Genomic DNA, 20,936 nt, shown 5'->3' with positions numbered 1-20,936 from the left:
GGACGCCTTCGTGGAAACCCCCTATACCAGGTGATCGAATCCCAGGACGATCGACGATGCTTTCTGGTCGGCCGTACCGGATCAGGGAAATCCGCCGCCCTGCAGCACCTTGAGAACACGCGTCCCGAGCGAGTTGTGCGGATTTCACCAGAGGACCTATCCCTTCCGTACATCACGGACCTCCAAGTGATCAAATACCTCGATTCTCTTGACGTGAAGCTCGATCCCTTTTGGATAGCGCTGTGGAAACACGTGCTCATCGTCGAGATCATTCGACGCCGCTACAAAATCGACTCCCCCGAAGAAAAGCAACGCTTCTTGGATCGCCTACGAGAGCGACTTACCCGCGACGCCGGCAAGCAAGCAGCACTGCAATACCTCGACGACTTCGAAGGCCGTTTCTGGGTCGAGGCCGACGAACGCGTGAAGCAGATCACGAACACCTTCACAGAGCGGATCGGCACAGAAGCGGGTGTCGACCTCGGAGCGGGGCCAGCGAAACTCGGCGGAAAGGTCAATGGACTTCACGAGGAAGAACTACGCTCCCACCAAGAACTTGCCGCGCGCTTCCAACGGGTTGTCAACGACACACAGCTTGCACGCCTCAACAAGATGCTGACCATTCTTGACGACGAAATTCTTGACCACGCGCACTACACATACGTGATTATCGATGATCTCGACCGTGATTGGGTCGACGAGCGAATCACCAATGATCTGATTCGGTGCCTCTTCCGTACGGTGCTGGACATGCAGAAGGTCACAAACCTGAAGGTCCTCGTCGCGCTGCGCTCGAACATATTCCAGGAACTCGACTTCGGACGAAGCGGTGGCCAAGAAGAGAAGTTCCGCTCCTTGGTCTTGGAAATGACCTGGACGGACAAAGGGCTGGAGGAAATGCTCGAAGAGCGGCTGAAGGTGGCCGCGCGGAAGTCGGGGGTAGTGATCGAGGGGCTTCGCAGTCTTCTCCCGCACACGAACAAGTCGCGGGGAAATCCGTTGCGGTACATCCTGGATCGGACACTCAAGAGACCACGGGACGCAATTGCGTTCGTCAACGAATGCCTCGTACGGGCCGCTGGTGGAAACTCAATATCTTGGGAGGACATCCTCGCCGCAGAACGGCAGTATTCCTCTCGACGCCTACTCGCCCTCCGTGACGAGTGGAAGCCCACCTATCCCCACATCGATGCGATCTTCGCTCGATTCAGGGGTGCCCCCGCGCGGATGACGCGCGATCAGTTTACGGCCCGACTTGACGACTGCATGCTTCTGGTGACCGAACCGCAGTTCACCGGCGTGAGCTGGCTCAACGACGCTTCCAACGCAATGTGGGGATACAACGTCGGTAAGAAGTCCTGGGCCGAGCTCTACCAGTCTCTGACGGCGATGCTCTACGAGATCGGGCTGATCGGAATGGCTAGCCGGACCTCTGCTGCGCCAGTCTTCTACGACGAGGACCCGCTACTCGCCGAGTCGATCACGAGCCTGGAGAGATGCGAGTTCTTCTTCCTCCATCGCACCTTTCAACGGGCACTCGATGTTGAGACCGCGGATGAGGACCGCGGGCGACAGCTGAACTTGAGCGTGCCGTGACGATCGGCCCAAATTGTGAAGCCCTAACCAGCGTCGGCAGGACTTCTCCGACGAATGACCACGGCGACGTTTGCGATAAGCCTCAATGACGCCCCGCGCAATCAGTTGTGGGGTTTTAGTGGGGGCTGGGCGATTTTGACCGCAGAAAAATGGCCCTGACCAGCATATCCAAGTGCGGAGACGGAGGGATTTGAACCCTGACGCCGCTCCCTAATCGGCTTCAAAACCCCCGGAAAACCGCGGATTTTCGCAGCACTTCGATGACCTTGCACCTGTCTCGGTTACTGCAGTTGTGGGGTTTTTGTGGGCGCTATTTCTCGCCTGCGGGTGGAGACCGGTGAACGCAGATGGCCGCCGTTAGAGCGCCGGATCCGCGGAGACCGCAGATCGCTCAGGATCGCAGGATGCGCACGACCTCGTCGTGCACGCGTTTCGCTTCCGGGGTGGCCGAGCGGCTGAGTCCCACCGCGTGATTCGCGTCGGGCGAATAGACGAAGCGGCCGGCGTTGCCTGCTCGTTGCAGGAGACGGTAGGCGTCCAGGGCCTGAGGCAACAGGAGGTCGCGCCCTCCTGAGACCACATGCACGGGCGGGAGCCCCTCGAACCGGCCGTGGATCGGACTGACCATCGGGTCGGATGTCGATAGTTCCGCGGCCCACGCCCGACCCCAGTCGCGGAGTTCGGCGACGTCGAGGATGGCATCCCAACTCTCGAGCACCTCCCCGGCTGGGTGGGCGAGTCGGACGTCGAGCCACGGGCTGAGGAGGACGGCGGCGCGGACGCCCTCCGGCTGGCGCTGCAAAACGCTCAGAGCCAGGCCACCTCCGGCGGAGTCGCCGGCGAGGTAGACCGCCCCTGCGCCTCGCTGCGCGATCGTCTCCGACAGAACCTCCGTCACGAACTCACGCGCGCGGGTCGCGTCGCCGTAAGGCACGACCTCGTACAACGGCACGATCGCGTCGAGCCGGGCGGAGGCCGCGTACTGCGCCACGGCGTTCCAGTGGGCAGTCGAGACGGCGTGCGCGTACCCGCCGCCGGGGAGGAAGACGACAGCGCGACCGGGGGTGCGCCACGGTGACGGAGGGTGACCACCGGCGAACCGGCCGTCCGCGTTTCGCTGACGATGAACCGCCTCGCTACCGACGGCGGCACCCTCGCGGGTGTCGGCGGTCCGGCCTTGCGGCGACGCGCGATCTCCGCCGCGACGTCCTGCCTGCCACCTCGCGTGATGGCGCGTTTGATGACGGCATCCATCACGAGTGCTCGAATCGACATGACCTGCTCCTCGACGAGTCCGTGTGCAGTCAGCGCCGAGTCGCTTCGCCGCGCATTGCCGGCGTGCGCGCCGAGTACAACTGGGCGAGGAACGGGTTTCGCTCAGCTTGGCGCTCGTACCCGGCGCTGTCGCGCGTGCAGTCCGGACACCAGTGACCGCCGGTCAGGATCAGGAACGGGCTGGCGGCGAAGATGTGCCCGAAAGCGCAGCTCCAGACCAGGGGCTCGTGGGGATGCCCCTGAGTGACGACCGGCGAGACCAGCTCGCCGCCTCGGAACTCGGCGGCCTGAGCATAGTCGGTGCGATCCCATGCGTTCGGATGTCTGCCCTCGTCGAAGCCATGATCTAGGAAGGATGGTGTCCGTGACGGCTCGGGCACCCTGAACGTCGCCCACTCGCCGATGGTCTGCCACTCCTCCTGTGAGCCGAAGTGGGCACGGATCGCCGCCTGGTCGTGGTGCGCGATGGCGTGCATCGTCCCGCGCGGCTGTCGAGTGAGCGGCCGCATGACGAGGTTCTTCACGATCCAGCTGGGAACCCGTCCGGCCGACCGGACCGAGCGCGGTAGCGTCGCCACCGCGCGATCGAGTGCCTGGTCGACCGTGTCGCGCCGGAACGGAACAAGGTCGTTCAGCCGATCGCTGTCGGTGTACCAGTGGCCGTGAAAGTTCCGGGTGGCGAACCAGTTGCGGTCGTACCACGCGCGCACGTCGGCGACGCCGAGCGCACCGCTGATCGTGGTCTGGAGCTGCCAGTTGGTCAGCCGCCACTCCTCACCACCGCCGATGTTGTAGATGCCGCCCCAGAACTCCTCGGGAAGATGCCGCTCGGCGATGCCGGCAAGCAGGCGTGCGGAGTCCTCGGCGGTCGCCCACTCCATGACTCCGCCCAGGGTGGAGTGGGTCATGATCGGGTCGCGAAGGGCGAGCATCCCGGGGTGGAAGATGCCGGTCTGGCGCAACCACGCCCACTTCGGCAACCCCGACTCGATGAGGAGCTTCTCGGCGACGACCTTCGTCTGCCCGTACTCGTCGAACTGCGAGACGCGGATGGGGTCGCCAATCCTCCCCCAGTGGATCGGCGGAGTACGGTCGCCGGTCTCCGCGACCGAGCCGATGCCCACGACCCCGACAGCTGCCGGGTCGGGCAGGACAGCGACCGCGCGGATGATGTTCTGCATGCTGCCGATGTTCACGCGCTGGGCGAGGTCGGGGTGCTGATCGGCGATCGGCGAGACCACGGCGCCGACGTGGAGGATCACGTCGACATCGCGGACGGCGCGCTGGACGTCGGCGTAGTTGAGCAGATCGCCCCAGACGATCTCGAGGTTCTCCATGTCGGCGAACTCGTCGAGCACCGTCCGGTCCTGGGGCGTGTCCAGAGCGAACGCGACGACGCGCATCCGGTCGCCTCGCTCCCGGAACTCACGGAGCGTGGCACGGCCCCAGTTGCCTGTGGCGCCGGTCAGCAGGACGCGGGTCCTCGGGTCGACGGCCGTCACTGCGGTGCCGCCGCGAGGTCGCTGCTGCTCAACGCGATGAGCTGTTCGAGTGCGCCGTCGGGGATTTCGACTCCCGGGAATCGCGCGAACTGTCCCATGGGCATCGACTCGACCATCTTGAGCATGTTGCCGTTGGCCTCCGCCGCGGCGAGCTGCTCCTCGGACGCTCCCGCCATCATCGCCTGCATGAGCGCGGGACCGACTACCGGGTGGCCGAACCAGTCGCCGACGGTGGATTCGAGGGAGAGCACCGCGGGCGCATCCACGTCGCCATCGAGCTGGATGAGCTGCTCGGCGACGATGTCCGTGGCCGATTCGCCGAGCTGGATGCGGTAGGACCCCGGGGCGACCCACCAGCGCGACTGCGGCGCGTCCCAGTAGGCGAAGGCGCGGCGATCCAACGGAATCTCCACCGTCGCCGTCTCGCCCGGCCGGAGTGCGACCTTGGCGAAGCCTGCGAGCTCTCGGATGGGTCGCCGGACCGGGGCGTCCGTCGGCGCGACGTACAGCTGTACGACGTGGGCACCTGCGACCGTGCCGGTGTTCGTGACCGTCACGCGGGCGATCGCGCTGTCGGCGCCGGTCGCGTCCGCGATGAGCTCGGCCTGGAACGTCGTGTAGCTCAGGCCGTGCCCGAATGGATAGCGGACGTCGCGCCCCACGGCCGTGTAATAGCGGTAGCCGACGAACACGCTCTCGCTGTATCGGACGACCTCGTTCTCGCCCGGGAAGGAGAGGTAGGACGGGGTGTCCTCCAGCCGCAACGGGATGGTCTCCGCCAACCGGCCGGAGGGGTTGATCGCCCCGGTGAGCACACCGGCCAGCGCATGCCCGACGGCTTGGCCGAGCGCCCATCCTTCGACGATCGCGTCGACACTGTCGTGCCACGGTTCGAGCGAGACGACACCGCCGTTGGAGAGCACCACGACGGTGCGAGCGGCCACGGCCGCGACGGCCTGAATGAGACGGACGTGGGCCTCGGGCAGGTCGATGTGCGTGCGGTCGAATCCTTCGGACTGGTCCTCCTCGTAGAGGCCGACGAAGACGACCGCGACGTCGGCTGCGCGCGCTGTCGCGATCGCCTCCTCACGCAGACTCGCATCCGCTTCGGGGTTCGCGCGGTCGTAGCCCGAGGCGTAGACGACATCCGAGCCGAGACGCGCGCGCAACTCCTCCAGCGGGATATCGAGCCTGGTCGGGTTCACGTGCGAACTGCCGCCGCCCTGGTACTGCGGCTCGGCAGCCAGCTGCCCCAGAACGGCCACGCGCCGGCCCGGCTGCAACGGCAGCGTCTGGTTCTCGTTGCGCAGCAGCACGATCGCCTCGCCCGCCACGGAGCGGGCCAGCTCGTGATGAGCGGATGCGTCAACGGCGTGGACGCCCTCCGCTGCTGCCGTCCGCTCCGCGAGCCGAGCCAGCCGGGCGACGCTCCGTTCCACAACCGAACGGTCGAGCCGTCCGTCCCGTACGGCGGCGATGATCGCCTCCGTGCCCTCGTCGCCGGTGCCGGGCATCTCGAGATCGAGGCCGGCCTTCAGCGCCTGCACCCGGTCCTTGATCGCGCCCCAGTCGGAGACGACGAGGCCGTCGAAGCCCCACTCGTTGCGGAGCAGTTCGGTCAGGAGCCACTCGTTCTCGGAGGCGAAGGCTCCGTTGATCGCGTTGTATGCGCTCATCACGGTCGCCGGATGGGATTCGGTGACGACCTTCTCGAAGGCCGGCAGATAGATCTCCCGCAGTGCGCGGTCGTCGACCTGCGCGTCCACGCGCATCCGCTCGGTCTCCTGGCTGTTCACAGCGAAGTGCTTGACGGATGCGCCGACGCCCGTGCTCTGGAGGCCGCGCACGTACTCCGTGGCGAGGGCGCCGGTGAGCCGCGGGTCCTCCGAGAGGTACTCGAAGGTGCGCCCGCCCAGCGGGGACCGCTTGATGTTTATCGCCGGACCGAGGAGCACGTCGACGTCGAGTGCTCGGGCTTCACGGCCGAGCGCGGCGGCGACGTCCCGCACGAGCGCCGGGTTCCACGTCGAGCCCAAGCCTGCACCGGGCGGGAAGCAGGTGGAGGGGAGGCTTTCGTTGAAGCCCAGGTTGTCGGCGGTTCCGGTTTGCCGGCGGACGCCGTGCGGGCCGTCGACCATGACCAGGGAGCGGATGCCTTCGCCTTCGCGTGTGGACCAGAAGTCACGCCCTGTCAGCAGTGCGGCATCGCGGGCGAGTGTGGCGTCATCTCGGGTCGGCTCGGGCGCGGTGATCACATCGTCCGGCACCGGCTCGCCGGCGGTGACAGCGGCGAAACCGCGCTCCAGGTCGGCGAGGACCGCCTCCGGGCCGGGCAGCATGGAGGCGATCTGACGAGGTGTGACGGCTTCCTGGCCGCGCAGCCCCGATTCCATGTGTTCGGCCGCCTCTGGGACGTGCTTGGTGATGACCCCGGTGAGGACGGCCATCGCCTCCGGGCTCTCGATGAGCGTCCCGAGCGGGGTGTCGACGGTGACCGGGATCTGCGTCTCGGCGTCGACCTCGAACGGCTCGGTGAACTCGTACTCACCGTGGCCGACGACGTGCCGGGCACCGGAGGGCAGCACAACTTCCGCGGTGGCCCCGATGGGCACGCGCACGGCCAGCTGGAGCGCACCGTCGCTCAGCACCCACCCGGTCTCGGCGGCGCCGTAGGGCGTCTCGAGGCGGGCGGATGCCGATGTGAGTCCCCGACGAGGTGGCTGAGGCGCGATGCGGAGCTCACGGTAGCCGGGTGCCGCGGGGGCAAGGCCGGCCACGACGCGGTGCAGCCAGTCGCCGACGGCGCCGAAAGCGTAGTGGTTGAACGAAGTCATCCCGGACGGGTTGACGCTTCCGTCGGGCAGCAGTGAGTCCCACCGCTCCCAGATCGTGGTAGCCCCCTGCTCGACCGCGTACAGCCAGGACGGGGCTTCGGTCTGGAACAAGAGTCGGTAAGCGGTGTCGAGGTGCCCGTTGGCCGACAGCGCATCGCAGATCAGCGGTGTGCCGATGAACCCTGTCGCGATCCGGAAACCGTTGGAGCGCACGATCTCGGCCAGTCGATCCGCAGCGCGAGTCCGGGCGGCGGCGTCTCCGACGAGGTCGAACTGGAGAGCGAGTGCGTATGCGGTGGCGGAGTCGGACAGGAGTCGACCGGACTCGGAGACGTACTCGCGGCGGAAGGCCGTGGCGACCTCGTCGGCGAGGGCGCGGAACCGACTCGCGTCGGGATGTTCGAGCAGCGCTGCCGCGTCGGCGACGATCCGTGTGGATCGGGCGAAGTAGGCGGTAGCGACGATCTCAGGATAGGTTGCGGCGGCCTCGGGTCGTCCGGCCGGGGCGGACGGGTCGAGCCAGTCGCCGAACTGGAACCCCGCCGACCAGATCCGATCCGGCCCGGCGGCGGCCTCCACCTCGGAGACCCACGCGACCATCGAGTCGAACTGACGAGCGAGAACGTCCCTGTCCCCGGTCGCCTGATACAAGGTCCAGGGCACGACGGTCGCGGCGTCGGCCCAGCCGGCCATCGGCCCGGTGTAGCCCGTCGTGATCGCGGGGACGACCATCGGCGTCCCGCCGTACCGCGCCTGCTCCACGGCGAGATCCCTCAGCCACGAGGTCAGGAAGCCCGCCGTGTCGAACAGGTACTCCGCCGTCGGGGCGAAGACCTGGAGGTCGCCGGTCCAGCCGAGGCGCTCATCCCGCTGCGGGCAGTCGGTGGGAACGTCGACGAAGTTGCCACGCATACCCCAGACGATGTTCTGGTGCAGCCGGTCCAGCTTCGGATCGGACGTGGCGAACCAACCGGTCCGTTCCAGGTCGGAGTGCAGCACCTCCGCCACGACCGCAGATGGATCGAACTCGCCCGGCCATCCGATCACTTCGGCGTACCGGAAGCCGTGGAACGTGAAGCGCGGCGCCCATTCCTCCGTGCCGCCCCCGCGCAGGACATACGTGTCCGTCGCCTTGGCACCACGCAGCGGCTCGGTCGCGAGTTCGCCGGACTCCAGGACCTCCGCGTGACGCAGGACGACGGTGTCGCCCGGCTCGCCCTTGACGGTGATCCGCAGGCGGCCGACGAGGTTCTGACCGAAGTCGAGGATGGTCCGCCCGGACGGCGACACGATGACATCCGTGACCGGCACCGTGCGGGTGACCTTCACCGCCGGACCGTCGGGCGCGACCAGCACTCCGGCATCGAAATCGGAGATCGTCACGGGCGTCCATACGTCCGCTGTCCCGCTCGGAGTCGACCAACCCGGGTCGGTCGCCCGCGCGTCGAAGTGCTCCCCGTTGTAGAGGTCGGCCGAGACGATCGGCCCCGCTGTGCTCTCCCAGGCGGCGTCGGTCACGATCACCTGCCGGTCGCCGTCCGCGTAGTCGACCTCGAGCTGAGCGAACAGTCCGAGCTCGGTTCCGTACCACTCGCGGCGTCCGTCCCAGCCGAGATAGCCGCGCCACCAGCCGTCGGCCAGCCACGCACCGACGGTGGTTTCGCCGCCGCGAACCAGGTCGGTGACATCGTAGGTCTGGTACCGCAGACGGGAATCGTAGGCCGTCCAGCCGGGCGCGAGCTCGTCGTCACCAACGCGCCGGCCGTTGATCTCCAGTTGGTACAGGCCGTGCGCGGTGGCGTACACGCGAGCGCGACGGACGGGCTTCGCCGGCAACTCCGCAGTGCGTCGCACGAGCGCAGCCGCCCCGGGAGCCGGGGTGATGAGCCGTGCCGTCCAATCGCTCGGGCGCAGGAGCCCGGTCTCGACCTCCGCCCACGCGGACCATGCGGACCAGCTCTGGTCTTCTCCCATCACGCGAACCCGCACCGAGGCACGCTCGCGCGAGGCCAGCTCGGCGAAGGGCCAGGGCACGAGCACGGATTCGCCGCTGCTCACGCGAATCGTCTCTCCGGACCCGGCCTCCAATTCGTAGGAGGCCTGCGACCAGGCTGCCGGCGCCTCCTCGACGATCCAGCTGAGCCGCGGTGCGGATTCGCTGATGCCGAGGGCATCGCGGTGGTGTTCGAAGCGGACGGGGGTGACGGTGACGGTCATGGCGAGCCTTCAGGGATCAGCGGACGGAGCGGATGCGGAGGATGACGAGCCCGCCGAGGAGGACGAGCGCGGCGGCGACGAGGAAGAGCAGCGTGTAGTTCTTCTGTCCGCCGGTGACGCCGACGAGGAGGATGGCGGAGGCCACGAGCGGGGCGACCGCTTGCGGGATCGAGGTGGCGAATCCGGTGATGCCCATGAAACGTCCCGCGTCCGTGTCCTTCTCCGGGAGGACGTCGAGCAGCAGGGCCTGGTCGACAGCGGCGAAGAGGCCGATGCCGAGCGAGACGACGAGCGAACCGGTGATCAGGACGGGAAGCGAGGCGGAGAAGGCCATCGTCGTCATCCCCGCCGCCATCACGGCGCCGCCGAGGACCAGGAAGACGCGACGGCGGCGCAGCCGGTCGGACAGGAAGCCGCCGCCGATGGCGCCCACCGTCGTGGCGAGCACGCCGATACCGCCCAAGGCCGCGATGACGCCCGCGACCTTGTCGACGGTGACGCCGAGGCGCTCGGCGAAGAAGAAGGCGGTGAACGTCGTGTTCAGGGTCAGCCCGAAGTAGAAGAGGAAACGACCGAGCCAGTTCAGGGAGAAATCGGGGAACTGCACCGGGTTGTACAGGTACTTCCGCAGCAGACTCCCGAAGGTCAGCCGCTCTCTCGGCAGTCCGCGGCTGTCGTCTTCGTGCACCAGTGTCACGAACAGGGTGACCAGCACCACGCCGACCGCGCCGGGGACCAGGAACAGCAGCAGGGCGTTCGCGGTGAAGAACTGTGCGATGACGACGCCGAAGACCGGGGCGATCTGCGTGGCGAAGCCGGTGAGTCCGCCCACCTTGCCCCGCTGCGACTCCGGGAGGCGGTCCGCGGTGGAGATCTGCAGGTTGCCGAGGACGGTGCCCCATCCCCACTGCGCCAGCACCCAGCCGACTCCGAGGAGGACGACCGACGGCGCGGCGGCCATCCACACCAGGGAGATGACGCCGACGACCATGCCGCCGATCATGAACGGGCGGCGGCGGCCGATCCGGGTCCGGGTACGGTCGCTCCACACTCCCATGAACGGCGACGTCAGCATCACGAACAGTGCACCGGCGCCCGTGATGTAGCCGAGGTACTCGGCGTGGCCGGGAGCGATCGACTGGACGCGGATCGCCAGCGAGATCGCGATCGGGGTGATGAAGGCCATGAAGACGCCGAACTGGGCCAGAACCATGAACCAGATGTACCGAGCGCCGACCTTCGGAAGCTCCGCCGGGGTCTGACTCTGCTCGGCGATCACATCGGGTTGCACCGTCGGGCTGGGGATCGGTGTCGGCAGTGCTGCGACGACCGGTTCGTCGCTGGTGGGGTTCGTCATGGGGGATGACTCCATCGTCAGTCGAATGAGAACTAGCACGAGCTAGTAGAATTACTATAAACGCGACTGACTAGCACGTGCAAGTACGAGATAGAGTCGAGGCATCGGAGGAGGGTCTGTGACCAATTCGGAAGCCCTGAAGCGCGTGACCGCGGCGGACGTCGCGCGTGCTCTGGGCATCTCGCGCGCCACGGTGGGCTTCGTCCTCAACAACACTCCCGGCCAGACGATCTCGCCCGCCACCCGGGAACGTGTCCTGACGGAGGCGAAGCGCCTCGGGTACCGGCCGCACACCGCTGCGCGCGCTCTCCGGAGCGGACAGAGCCGGATAATCCTGGTGATCCTGCCGGACTGGCCGATGGAGTACAGCATGCGCACGCACTTGGACGAGGCGTCGCTCGTGCTGGATCGGGCCGGCTACTCGCTCGTCACCATGACCCCGCATCCAGGCGGCCAGGCTCAGCCGCTCTGGGAGACGCTTCGACCGGACGTCGTCCTTGGCATGGCCCCGCTCCCGCGAAAGATGGTCACGGAGATTCGAGACAGCGGTGTGCAGCATGTGATCGCAACCGTGCTCGAGGACCAGTCCGAAGCCGACGACGACGGTCTGCGCTACGCCGAAGGACCGCGTCTCCAGGTGGAGCATCTGCTTGAGCGAGGATGCACCCAGCTCGCATTCGCCGGCTCGGCAGACCCACGGATCGCCGACCTGGTCCGCACTCGCCGGGCACTGTCCGGTCAAACACTCACGGAACAGACGGGCACGAACTTCGCAGCAGATGCCGACATTGACCCAAGCAACGCGCGTGAGGTGATCGCTAGCTGGCTGGCGCAGGGCATCGATGGCGTCGTCGCCTACAACGACGACATCGCAGCACTCGTCGCTGGCGCCATCCTGCGGTCTGGGCAGACCATCCCGGACGACGTCGCCGTGATTGGCCACGACGACAGCCCGCTGGCGTCCCTCTTCGTCCCCAGCCTCACGAGCGTGCGCGTCGACACCGCGGGACTCGGGCGTTACGTCGCAGAGCTGGCACTGAGCGCTGTCACCGACGCGCCGAAGCCGGAGGCGGGACCGGAGACCGAAGCGCAGCTCGTCGTTCGCGAGTCCACGGGGCAACGGTAATCAAGCGCCCGCCACTTCAGCGCCGGCTCACGCCTATTTCGAGACGACCCGATCTCGTTGACACTGTTTCACTGAACGCAGCGTCACCCAGTTGTGGGGCTCGAATAGTGCCACATCCCAGTAATGGCGCGGATCTGCGGCGTGGGCCGTGGGGCATTTGTGGGGTTTTGGGCCGAACATGGCAACAAAAATAGCCCCTGACCAGCATATTTAGATGCGGAGACGGAGGGATTTGAACCCTCGGTCCCCTTACGGGGACTCCACCTTAGCAGGGTGGTGCACTAGGCCTGACTATGCGACGTCTCCTGAGCGTCCGCGGGCGGACGCACGACAGCCATCATAACGGACGTTGCGGGGGCGGCCGGACACCGCGCTCTCAGGCGCCGGCGCCCGGGAGCTGGTGGGTGGTCTGGAGCATCGCCGCGCTCAGGATGAGCGTTGCGGCGATCCCGGCGGCGACCGAGAGGACCATCACCGCGATCGTGGCCCAGAGGACTCCCGATCCCCGGCCTCCCGCGACGCGGCGGACGATCACCGCGCGGCCGATCGTGTAGACCGGCCAGGCCAGGAAAGACCACGCCCAGTGGAACGGGTCGTCGACGCCGCGGCGGGCCAGGGTCCGGTGGTCCAGCCAGCTGAAGACGATCGACAGGGCGTAGACCAGCCAGCCGAGGAGGCTGGCGAGGAGGTAGCCGGGCGACATCAGCAGTGCGAGGTTCGCGGCTCCCGGGTGCGCGAACGCGGCGAGCGAGCGCGTGACCTCGCCGAGCGTGGCCAGCGAGACGATGGTGCTCAGCAGCGGAAGCAGCACCACCAGCCAGACCCACGACGTGTACACCGGCGTCCCGGGAGGCAGCGGGCGGCGGTCCGCGGCGTAGCGCACGGGCGGCGCGGCGGGAGCGTTTCCGCTCGCCGCGGCCTCCCACTTCGTGCCGTCCCACCAGCGCAGCGGCGCCTCGTCGAACGGGTCCGGATACCAGCCCGGTCCGAGCCGGCGGCTCACCTCGTCCGTGTCACCGTCGACCATTCAGAAGTACCCCACGATCTCGTCCACGGCTTTCCGCGCGTCCCCGAACAGCATCCTCGCGTTCTCGCGGTAGAACAACGGGTTCGGCACGCCCGCGTAGCCGGCGGCCATGGAGCGCTTGAAGACGACGACCTGGCGGGCCTCCCACACCCGCAGCACCGGCATGCCGGCGATGGGGCTGCCCGGGTCCTCGGCGGCGGCCGGGTTGACCGTGTCGTTGGCGCCGATCACGAGCACCACGTCGGTGTCGGACAGCTCGTCGTTGATCTCGTCCATCTCCAGCACGATGTCGTACGGGACGCGGGCCTCCGCCAGCAGCACGTTCATGTGGCCCGGCAGCCTCCCGGCGACCGGGTGGATGCCGAACCGGACGGTGACGCCGCGGTCGCGGAGCTTCTGGACGAGCTCGGCGACGGGGTACTGCGCCTGGGCGACGGCCATCCCGTACCCCGGCGTGATGACGACGGTGGTCGCGTTCTGCAGCAGCTCGGCGGTCTGCTCGGCGCTGACCTCCTGGTACTCGCCCTGCTCCTCGACGGCCGCGGACGGGGCCTCGATCCCGAAGCCTCCGGCGATGACGGAGAGGAACGAGCGGTTCATGGCCTTGCACATGATGTAGGAGAGGTACGCGCCCGAGGAGCCGACGAGGGCGCCGGTGACGATCAGGAGGTCGTTGTCGAGGAGGAAGCCCGAAGCGGCGGCGGCCCAGCCGGAGTAGCTGTTCAGCATCGACACCACGACGGGCATGTCGCCGCCGCCGATCGACGCGACGAGGTGGACGCCGAGCGCGAGGGCGATCTGGGTGACGACGGCCAGCAGCCACAGGTCGGGGGTGATCACGTACCAGACGGTCAGCGCCACGAACACGGCGAGCGCGCCGATGTTCAGCGCGTTCTTGCCGGGCAGCACCAGCGGGCGCGACGAGATGCGGGCGGAGAGCTTCAGGTAGGCGACGATCGACCCGGTGAAGGTGACGGCGCCGATGAAGATGCCGATCACGACCTCCGCGTTGTGCACGCCGCGCAGCGAGCCGGTCAGGTCCGGGTGCGACAGGTGGCCCGTCCAGCCGACGAGCACGGCGGCGAGGCCGACGAAGCTGTGCAGGAGTGCGATGAGCTGCGGCATGCCGGTCATCTGCACGACCCGCGCGCGCCACAGACCGATCGCGGCGCCGACCACCATGGCGACGATCAGCAGGACGATGGAGGACGCGGGCAGCACGAGGAACCCGATGGTCGCGACGAGCGCGATCCCCATCCCGACCATGCCGTAGACCACGCCGCCGCGCGCGGTCTCGTGCCGGGACAGGCCGGCGAGGCTCATGATGAAGAGGACGGCCGCGACCAGGTAGGCGGCGTCCGCGACGCTGAGGCTCACCGGGTCGCCCCGCTGTCGCGTCCTGAAGCGGTGTCGCGTCCGGAGGAGCCGCCGCGTCCGGAAGCGCCGCGTCCGGGACCGCCGCCGCGACCGCCAGAGGGGCCGGGCCCGCCGCTCCCGACCGCGTCGCTCCGCGTGAACATCGCCAGCATCCTCCGCGTCACCGCGAACCCGCCGAACACGTTGATGGAGGCCACGAGCACGGCGATCGCGGCGAGCGCCTGCACGAGCGGGTCGTGCGACGTCAGCTGCACGATCGCGCCCACGACGATGATTCCCGAGATGGCGTTGGTCACGCTCATCAGCGGCGTGTGCAGCGCGTGGTGCACGTTGCCGATCACGTAGAAGCCGATGACGGTGGCGAGCACGAGCACGGTGAAGTGCTGCGGCAGCGGAGGGGGCGCCAGCGCGGTCAGCGCCAGCAGCACGGCGAGGCCGACCGCGGTCAGCACCGCCTTGCGCACCGGCGTCAGCCACGGCTCCTTCGGCGCGGGCACGGCGACCGGCGCGGCGGCGGCGGGAGGCGGCGCCGCGGAGACGGTCACCGGTGGCGGCGGCCAGGTCGTCTGGCCGTCGCGCACGACGGTCACCGACCGCTGCACGACGTCGTCGAAGTCGAGGACGAGCCTCCCGTCCTTGCCGGGCGTGAGGAGGGTGAGGAGGCTGACCAGGTTGTTGCCGTAGAGCTGCGACGACTGGGTCGGCAGGCGCGACGGGAGGTCGGTGTAGCCGAGGATGATCACCCCGCCCGGCGTGACCACCCGCTCCCCCGCGACCGAGCCGGCGACGTTCCCGCCCTGCGCGGCGGCCATGTCCACGATGACCGAGCCGGGCCGCATGCTCGAGACGTCCGCCTCGGTGAGCAGTTTCGGCGCGGGGCGGCCCGGGATGAGCGCGGTCGTGATGACGATGTCGACGTCGCGCGCCTGCTCCGAGTAGATCTCCGCGGCGCGGCGGTCGTAGGCCTCGTTGGTGGCCTTGGCGTAGCCGTCGGTGGACTGCATGGCGTCGTCGCCGGCGACCTCCACGGCCAGGTACTCGCCGCCGATCGAGCGCACCTGGTCGGCGACCTCCGGCCGCGGGTCGGTGGCGCGGACGATCGCGCCCATGCTCGACGCGGCGCCGATCGCGGCGAGGCCGGCGACGCCCGCCCCGGCGACCAGCACCTTCGCGGGCGGGACCTTGCCCGCCGCGGTGACCTGCCCGGTGAAGAACCGGCCGAACTCGTGGGCGGCCTCCACCACGGCGCGGTAGCCGGAGATGTTCGCCATCGAGCTGAGCACGTCCATCGACTGGGCCCGGGAGATGCGCGGCACCGCGTCGAGTGCGAGCGCGGTGATCCCCCGCTGCGAGAGCGCGGCGAGGAGGTCGGGGCGCAGGCCGGGGCTGAGGGTCGCGATGAGGGTGGCGCCGTCGGAGAGCAGCGCGATCTCGTCCTCGGTCGGCGGGGCGACCTTGATCACGATGTCGGCGGCCCATGCGGAGGCCCGGGAGGTCACGGTCGCGCCGGCGTCGGCGAAGGCCTCGTCCGTGAACGCGGCCAGGACTCCCGCACCGGACTCCACCCGCACGTCGTACCCCAGGGAGACGAGCTTCTTCACGGAACTCGGGCTGGACGCGACCCGGGCCTCGCCCGGCCCCTCAGCGACGATGCCGACTACCGACACCTGGCCTCCCTCGGCTTTTGGATGGACACTAGCAGGCTGCACCCGCCGACAGGAGTTGCGGCGGCGACGCGCGCTCGATCTCCTTCCGAACGCCGTTGGGAAGGAGATCCGGACGTGTCTTCCTGTCCACGCGACGCGCGCCTCACGCGCGCCCCACGCCAGCCCAGATCACGCGAGCGAACAGCGGCCGCCAGAGCGGCACGGCGAAGCCGGCCGCTCCCATCGTCTCCCCAGCCCGCTCCCGGCTCCCCGCCGCCCCGCCCGGCCCGAACACCCGCACCGGCAGCCCCCGCGTCGTGAACACGTCCGCGAGCACGAGCGCGCCTCCCGGCGCCAGCACCCGCCGGCACTCCTCCAGCCCGGCCGCCTTGTCCTCCCAGTGGCTGAAGGAGGACGAGCTCACGACCAGGTCGAACGACCCGTCCCCGAACGGGAGGGCCTCCGCCGAAGCCTGCAGCACCGCGGCGCGCGTGGAGGCCACCGCCTCCCGCACCATCCCCGGCGCCGGGTCGACCCCGGTGAGCCGCGCGTCCGGACGCAGGCGGCCGAGCAGCCGCAGCAGCGCGCCGCTGCCGCACCCGACGTCCAGGATGCGCGGCTCGGGCGTACCGTCGACCAGCGACACCGCCACCACCCCGACGCGCCGCACGATCTCGCCGTGCAGGAACCCGCGCGGCCCGCGCTCATACCCGCCCGCGCGCCTGCCGTACGCGGCGATGTCCCGCTCGGGGTCGAAGGTCATGCGCGGCAGCTTAGCGATCAGGTCTCCCGGCCGCTCCCTCCTTCCGCATACACTCCGGAGGATGACCGCACGGATCGCCAACGTCACCTTCCACGCAGCCGACCCGGCGGCGCTCGCCCGGTTCTGGGCCGCGGTCATGGGCTACCCCGAGCCGGAGTGGCTGACGCCGGAGGAGGAGGCCGAGCTCCGTGCTGCGGGCCTGACCGACGACGACCTCGCCGCCCGCGCCGTGGCCTGGGACGAGGACCCGACCCACCAGCGCTTGTACTTCACCCGCTACGACCACGACAAGCGCCAGCGCAACCGGATGCACATCGACATCACCCCTCCGCCGACCGCCACGCGACGCGGGACGAGGTGGAGGCCGAGGCCGCCCGCCTCGTCGGGCTGGGCGCGACGGTCGAGCAGGTGCTCGACGGGTCGTGGGGGCCGTACCCGGAGTTCGCGATCATGATGCGCGATCCGGAGGGGAATGAGTTCTGTCTGCAGTGAGCGGGCGTCACCGATCCTTGAAATAGCGGAAGAGCTGCCTTTCGCTCATCGCGGCCGTCCCCATCGCCACTCCGACGAGTGCTCCCGCCACCCCCGCCAAGGGGATGCTCGCCAATGACTGGAACACGGCGACATGGTCGCCGGGCGCGATCGTCGCGGCCACGGCGACGACGATCCCCATCCCGATCGCCCCGGCCGACCCCGCCCAAGCGCCGCCTTCGAGGAGGTTGAGGGCGAAGAGGTCGCTTCTGGTCACACCGGCATGGAGGGCCGACGCCTGCTGAAGCCTCCGCGACCGGACACTGACAAGACCGAGTCCGGCGGCGATCGCTGCCGCCGTAGGCGTCGCGAGCCGGGTCATACGATCGGCGAATGCAGCGCTTCCCTCGAACAGGGCGCCGAGTGACGAGTTCAGTTGCGAGACCTGGGGCTTCCGTTCGTCGGCGCCGTCCGAGGGGATGACGGTGGCGAGCAGCAGGGATCGGAGGTTCGGGAGCTGCGGCCACGCCTGAGCCCAGCACTCGTCGTACGTCCTGGCCTGGTTCGTGACCGCGAGGATCGCGTAGCCGAAACCCGCACGTCGCCCATCGGACGGATAGTCGTAGACAGCGGCGATCGGCATCGGGCCGGCGTCGGAGGCGACGACCTCCCCGGCCGAGACGCCGAGCGTCTCGGCCAACTCGTCGGGCACGAGAACCCCGCCCGGGAGCCCCATCCGATCCGTGAGGATGCCGACGAAACCAGGCGACACCTCGTGCAGCGGCACGGGTGCGTCGGGGAGAGTTGCGATCGTGATCTTGCTCGCCGACGACCGCAACGCACCCGCAGCCGTGACTCCGGGGAGCCTCGACAGCGCTTCGCACGCCTCGCCGTCCACCCGGCCCTCCGCGACGAGTGTCTCCGTCGCCGCTCCCGACGAGCGGAATCGCTCCGCAGCGGCGATGAGGCCCGATGTGGTCATTCCGTCGATGAACACAAGGGACCCGAGCGCGACGCCGAGCAGCACGCTGAGGAGTGCGAAGCGTGCGGTTCCTGTCGCGATGTTGCGGCCGGCTTCCCGGCACAGACTGGAGAATCTCACTCGGCGGCCCGCTCGTGCTCGGTGCTCAGGTCGAGGAGCCCCGTGCACGCATCGCGTGTCCGTGCGTCGTGGGTCGCCACGATCACGATCGTCTGCGGGGCGGCGACTGCCGTTATCGCAGCATCGACTCTTTCCGCGGTACGCCGATCGAGTTGAGCGGTCGGCTCGTCGATGAGGAGGAGGCTCGGCCGGGATGCCAGCCCTCGAGCCAGCATGAGCCGCTGCGACTCGCCGCCGGACAACTCGCCGAACCTCCGGCCCGAAACCGACTCCAGATCGAAGCGCGTCAGGTACTCACGCGCCTGCCGCTCGGCCGACGCAATCGACTCGCCACGGGCGATGATCGGCAGCACCACGTGGTCGAGAGCTGTTCGCCTCGGCGACCCGAACGGGTTCTGGAAGACCCAGCTCACGGTGCCGATTCCGCTGAATCGAACTGCCCCCTCCGCCGGGCGGGTCCGTCCGCCGAGCAGCGAGAGCAGTGTGCTCTTCCCCGAACCGGACGGTCCAGTCAACGCATAGACCTCGCCCGGACGGAACTCGAAGCTGAGTCCTCTGAACAGCCAGTCACCGGATCGACCGAACCGGTGGCCCACCCGGTCGAGCGCTACGAGCACGAGGGGCGTCGCGAATCCGAGAGCTGCACGGTGTCCGGCCGCTCTCCACCTTCGAACAGCACGTACGACTGACCGAGTTGCGACCCCACGATGGTGACGCGAAGCGCTTTCGGCCCAGCAGCGACGCATCCCTCGTTTCCCTCGATGGAGTGGACGGCCGTGGGCGGAACAATGCCCACGTCGACGGGGGCGGCGAGGGCGAGTGTGCCACGAAGAGCTCCTCCACCCTCTGCGCCGGTCTCGCTCAGCGCCGTGTTCCTGTGCCGAACGACCGACGGCGCGGCTCCCAGCGCGTCCAGGGCCGTCGGATCGGACACGCTCCAGGAATCGTCGACAGGGACCGTGATCGTGTCGACCGTCAGTGTCCGTTCGCCGGGAACGACGGCGGCGTTCGGCTCGTCCACCGAAATGCGGGTGATCGCCCCCGCGACGGAAGCGATCGCGCCGCGCGCCTCCAGCGTTTCGCCGATCGACGCCGAACACTCCCCGACCGTCACCGATTCGGCCGGCAACCAGACGATCCGAGCGGCCTCGACGGCGCCCGGCTCATACGCCGCATCTCCCGCGCGCTCGAACAGTGCGGCGACAGCGTCGAGCGTCCGCTTCCCGACCTTTCCGTCCGCCATCGCCGGAAAGCCGAGACGGGCGAGCTCCGTCTGGAGCGTCCGGACGTCGTCGCCGCTATCGCCTGGCCTCAGATCACGCCAGAGGGGTGGAGAGGTCGCGAGAGCCACCAGGGGACGACCGTCGATCGCAGCGATCACGGATCCGGATTCGATGACGGCGCCCGGCGAGCACGCGGAGAAGGTGACGCGACCGCCGACCCCCGACTCCAGTCGCGAATCGTCTGCGGACTCGATCCGAAGGCTCACGGCCCGCTGATCGAAGAACTCTCGATACGTAACCGTGGCGGCGGTGGCGGGCTTCGGCGGCGCGAGAGAAACGGGAGGCTCGGCTCCCCACCACAACCAGGCGGCGGTCGCCCCCGACGCGAAAAAAACGGTGGCGGCGACGACGATGACGAGGAGCCGCGGCATGACACCCGACCTCATCGCTTCTGGCCCTCCAGAAGTCCCAACGGGTCCGTGTCGCACTCCTCCATCGCCTTTTCGCCGCGAGCGGCGTCCGTGAACGGATACGCTCTCGTCGGGGTGTCTCGGGCGTAGTCGCTCGCCGAGTACGTCTGCGGAACGACCTTCTTCTTCACCAGGCAGGCCGCGGTGATTGAGGCTTCGTCCAGATTCTGCGGGTTCCGCTGCATCGCGAAATAGAGGGAGCCGACGGTGTCGAGCCCACTGCTCGCTGAGCACTCATCGGCGATTCCGTTGGCCTCGGCTGTCGTCGTCCCGGGACCAGGGGTGAACCCGTAGCCCCCGGCGGGCCCGAATCCACCGAAAGTGACATTCCGGTCGCGCAGGCACTCCACGAAGCCGTTCTCCATCTCGGCGAACTCCGCATCACTGATCCGACCGTCGGCCAGCGCGTTCCTCTCGAAGTCCGTCGTCGCATGTCGAACGGCATCCGCGATCTCGCTCTCCCAGCCGGCTCCCCCGGGCGCCGGCCGATCGGGTCGTTCGCCCGCTGTTTCACCTGGGCCGGAACAGCCGGTGAGAACCAGAGCGCTGGCGATCAGAATCCCGATAGGTGAAGTGAATCTCGTCATAGCGGCCTTCAGTGACGGAAGGGTGGGGCAGCCCCCGGCCACCCCACCCTTCCGGTCCTAGTAGTTGTAGTAGTACCAAGTGTTTCCGGTCACGGTCCACGCGACAGAGGAGTACGACCACGATCCCTTCCCCGCGTCGGACGACCGCAGGCACGTGTAGGAATTGCATGCGGTGGAGCGGTGCTTCTTCGATCCGTGGTGGTAGTTCGACCACGTCTTTCCGGAGTTGCCGTAGTCCCACGTTCCGCCCTCGGGGTAACTCGTGTAGGCATTCGCCGGGGCCGCTCCGAGCGCCGCTCCGATCGTCAGGGCCCCCGCCGCGAGGACCGTCGAAACAACTTTGTTCGTGACTTTCACAATCGC

The 20,936-nt window shown here is 68.5% G+C and carries 15 protein-coding genes, 1 tRNA gene and 1 pseudogene; 3 read left to right on the top strand and 14 right to left on the bottom strand.

Annotated features, from left to right (window positions below; translation table 11 throughout):
• Positions 1-30 precede the first annotated feature (30 nt).
• Positions 31-1,596, top strand: a complete 1,566-nt coding sequence (locus tag ACQ86L_RS15200) for a P-loop ATPase, Sll1717 family (protein ID WP_434316158.1) — start codon at positions 31-33, stop codon at positions 1,594-1,596.
• A gap of 391 nt (positions 1,597-1,987) precedes the next feature.
• On the opposite strand, the gene ACQ86L_RS15195 is transcribed toward ACQ86L_RS15200, so the two are convergent.
• Genes ACQ86L_RS15195 through ACQ86L_RS15180 form a run of 4 tightly spaced genes read right to left on the bottom strand, consistent with a single transcriptional unit; the run spans position 1,988 to position 10,781 of the window.
• Entirely contained in the window at positions 1,988-2,977 is a 990-nt protein-coding gene (locus ACQ86L_RS15195) for an alpha/beta hydrolase fold domain-containing protein (protein WP_434318904.1), read from the bottom strand.
• Positions 2,901-4,373 (bottom strand): NAD-dependent epimerase/dehydratase family protein, encoded by a 1,473-nt coding sequence (locus ACQ86L_RS15190; RefSeq protein WP_434316157.1) that lies wholly within the window; start codon positions 4,371-4,373, stop codon positions 2,901-2,903. The genes ACQ86L_RS15195 and ACQ86L_RS15190 overlap by 77 nt, the downstream gene beginning before the upstream one ends.
• Positions 4,370-9,424: a family 78 glycoside hydrolase catalytic domain gene (locus ACQ86L_RS15185; RefSeq protein ID WP_434316156.1), complete on the bottom strand. Its 5,055-nt coding sequence runs from the start codon at positions 9,422-9,424 to the stop codon at positions 4,370-4,372. Before ACQ86L_RS15185 ends, ACQ86L_RS15190 begins: the two co-directional genes overlap by 4 nt.
• Positions 9,425-9,440: 16 nt before the next feature.
• Entirely contained in the window at positions 9,441-10,781 is a 1,341-nt protein-coding gene (locus ACQ86L_RS15180) for an MFS transporter (RefSeq protein ID WP_434316155.1), read from the bottom strand.
• 118 nt (positions 10,782-10,899) lie between these two features.
• Between ACQ86L_RS15180 and ACQ86L_RS15175 the strand changes: the two genes are divergently transcribed.
• Positions 10,900-11,907 (top strand): LacI family DNA-binding transcriptional regulator, encoded by a 1,008-nt coding sequence (locus ACQ86L_RS15175; RefSeq protein WP_434316154.1) that lies wholly within the window; start codon positions 10,900-10,902, stop codon positions 11,905-11,907.
• A 217-nt stretch (positions 11,908-12,124) separates the two neighbouring features.
• Here ACQ86L_RS15175 and ACQ86L_RS15170 read toward each other — a convergent pair.
• The 5 genes from ACQ86L_RS15170 to ACQ86L_RS15150 form a co-directional block, all read right to left on the bottom strand.
• Positions 12,125-12,213, bottom strand: a tRNA-Ser gene (locus tag ACQ86L_RS15170).
• Positions 12,214-12,283: 70 nt separating this feature from the next.
• On the bottom strand, positions 12,284-12,934 hold the full coding sequence (locus ACQ86L_RS15165; protein WP_434316153.1) for a DUF2510 domain-containing protein: 651 nt from the start codon (positions 12,932-12,934) through the stop codon (positions 12,284-12,286).
• Positions 12,935-14,311: a Re/Si-specific NAD(P)(+) transhydrogenase subunit beta gene (gene pntB / locus ACQ86L_RS15160; RefSeq protein ID WP_434316152.1), complete on the bottom strand. Its 1,377-nt coding sequence runs from the start codon at positions 14,309-14,311 to the stop codon at positions 12,935-12,937.
• A complete protein-coding gene (locus ACQ86L_RS15155; protein ID WP_434316151.1) occupies positions 14,308-15,978 on the bottom strand; it encodes a Re/Si-specific NAD(P)(+) transhydrogenase subunit alpha in 1,671 nt (556 codons plus the stop codon). Before ACQ86L_RS15155 ends, pntB begins: the two co-directional genes overlap by 4 nt.
• Positions 15,979-16,120: 142 nt before the next feature.
• Positions 16,121-16,720 (bottom strand): class I SAM-dependent methyltransferase, encoded by a 600-nt coding sequence (locus ACQ86L_RS15150; protein ID WP_434316150.1) that lies wholly within the window; start codon positions 16,718-16,720, stop codon positions 16,121-16,123.
• On the opposite strand from ACQ86L_RS15150, the pseudogene ACQ86L_RS15145 reads away from it, so the two are divergent.
• Positions 16,695-17,212: pseudogene (locus ACQ86L_RS15145) on the top strand (VOC family protein). The gene ACQ86L_RS15150 and the pseudogene ACQ86L_RS15145 sit on opposite strands and share 26 nt — an antisense overlap.
• 7 nt (positions 17,213-17,219) lie before the next feature.
• Here the strand turns inward: ACQ86L_RS15145 and ACQ86L_RS15140 are convergent.
• From ACQ86L_RS15140 to ACQ86L_RS15120, 5 genes are read right to left on the bottom strand one after another with little or no spacing between them, the layout of a single operon-like run.
• Entirely contained in the window at positions 17,220-18,293 is a 1,074-nt protein-coding gene (locus ACQ86L_RS15140; RefSeq protein WP_434316149.1) for a hypothetical protein, read from the bottom strand.
• A complete protein-coding gene (locus ACQ86L_RS15135) occupies positions 18,290-18,889 on the bottom strand; it encodes an ATP-binding cassette domain-containing protein (protein WP_434318903.1) in 600 nt (199 codons plus the stop codon). The genes ACQ86L_RS15140 and ACQ86L_RS15135 overlap by 4 nt, the downstream gene beginning before the upstream one ends.
• Before the next feature lie 11 nt (positions 18,890-18,900).
• On the bottom strand, positions 18,901-19,947 hold the full coding sequence (locus ACQ86L_RS15130) for a peptidoglycan-binding domain-containing protein (protein ID WP_434316148.1): 1,047 nt from the start codon (positions 19,945-19,947) through the stop codon (positions 18,901-18,903).
• A gap of 11 nt (positions 19,948-19,958) precedes the next feature.
• Complete coding sequence (locus tag ACQ86L_RS15125; protein WP_434316147.1) at positions 19,959-20,573, bottom strand: hypothetical protein; 615 nt, start codon at positions 20,571-20,573, stop codon at positions 19,959-19,961.
• Between the two features lie 57 nt (positions 20,574-20,630).
• The gene (locus ACQ86L_RS15120) at positions 20,631-20,930 is read right to left on the bottom strand and encodes a lactococcin 972 family bacteriocin (RefSeq protein ID WP_434316146.1); all 300 of its coding nucleotides are present in this window, start codon (positions 20,928-20,930) and stop codon (positions 20,631-20,633) included.
• Positions 20,931-20,936: the final 6 nt, after the last annotated feature.

It is taken from the genome of Leifsonia sp. P73 (assembly GCF_051059105.1).
GTDB lineage: Bacteria > Actinomycetota > Actinomycetes > Actinomycetales > Microbacteriaceae > Leifsonia.
Note: the sequence above shows the minus strand (reverse complement) of the source record. Positions and strands in the feature narration are given on the sequence as shown.

Bases quoted from the DNA above. Each gene is read 5' to 3' on its own strand.
- ACQ86L_RS15185 (WP_434316156.1), bottom strand. From the start codon at position 9,424: ATGACCGTCACCGTCACCCCCGTCCGCTTCGAACACCACCGCGATGCC.
- ACQ86L_RS15180 (WP_434316155.1), bottom strand. From the start codon at position 10,781: ATGACGAACCCCACCAGCGACGAACCGGTCGTCGCAGCACTGCCGACA.
- ACQ86L_RS15165 (WP_434316153.1), bottom strand. From the start codon at position 12,934: ATGGTCGACGGTGACACGGACGAGGTGAGCCGCCGGCTCGGACCGGGC.
- ACQ86L_RS15150 (WP_434316150.1), bottom strand. From the start codon at position 16,720: ATGACCTTCGACCCCGAGCGGGACATCGCCGCGTACGGCAGGCGCGCG.
- ACQ86L_RS15130 (WP_434316148.1), bottom strand. From the start codon at position 19,947: ATGCCGCGGCTCCTCGTCATCGTCGTCGCCGCCACCGTTTTTTTCGCG.
- ACQ86L_RS15125 (WP_434316147.1), bottom strand. From the start codon at position 20,573: ATGACGAGATTCACTTCACCTATCGGGATTCTGATCGCCAGCGCTCTG.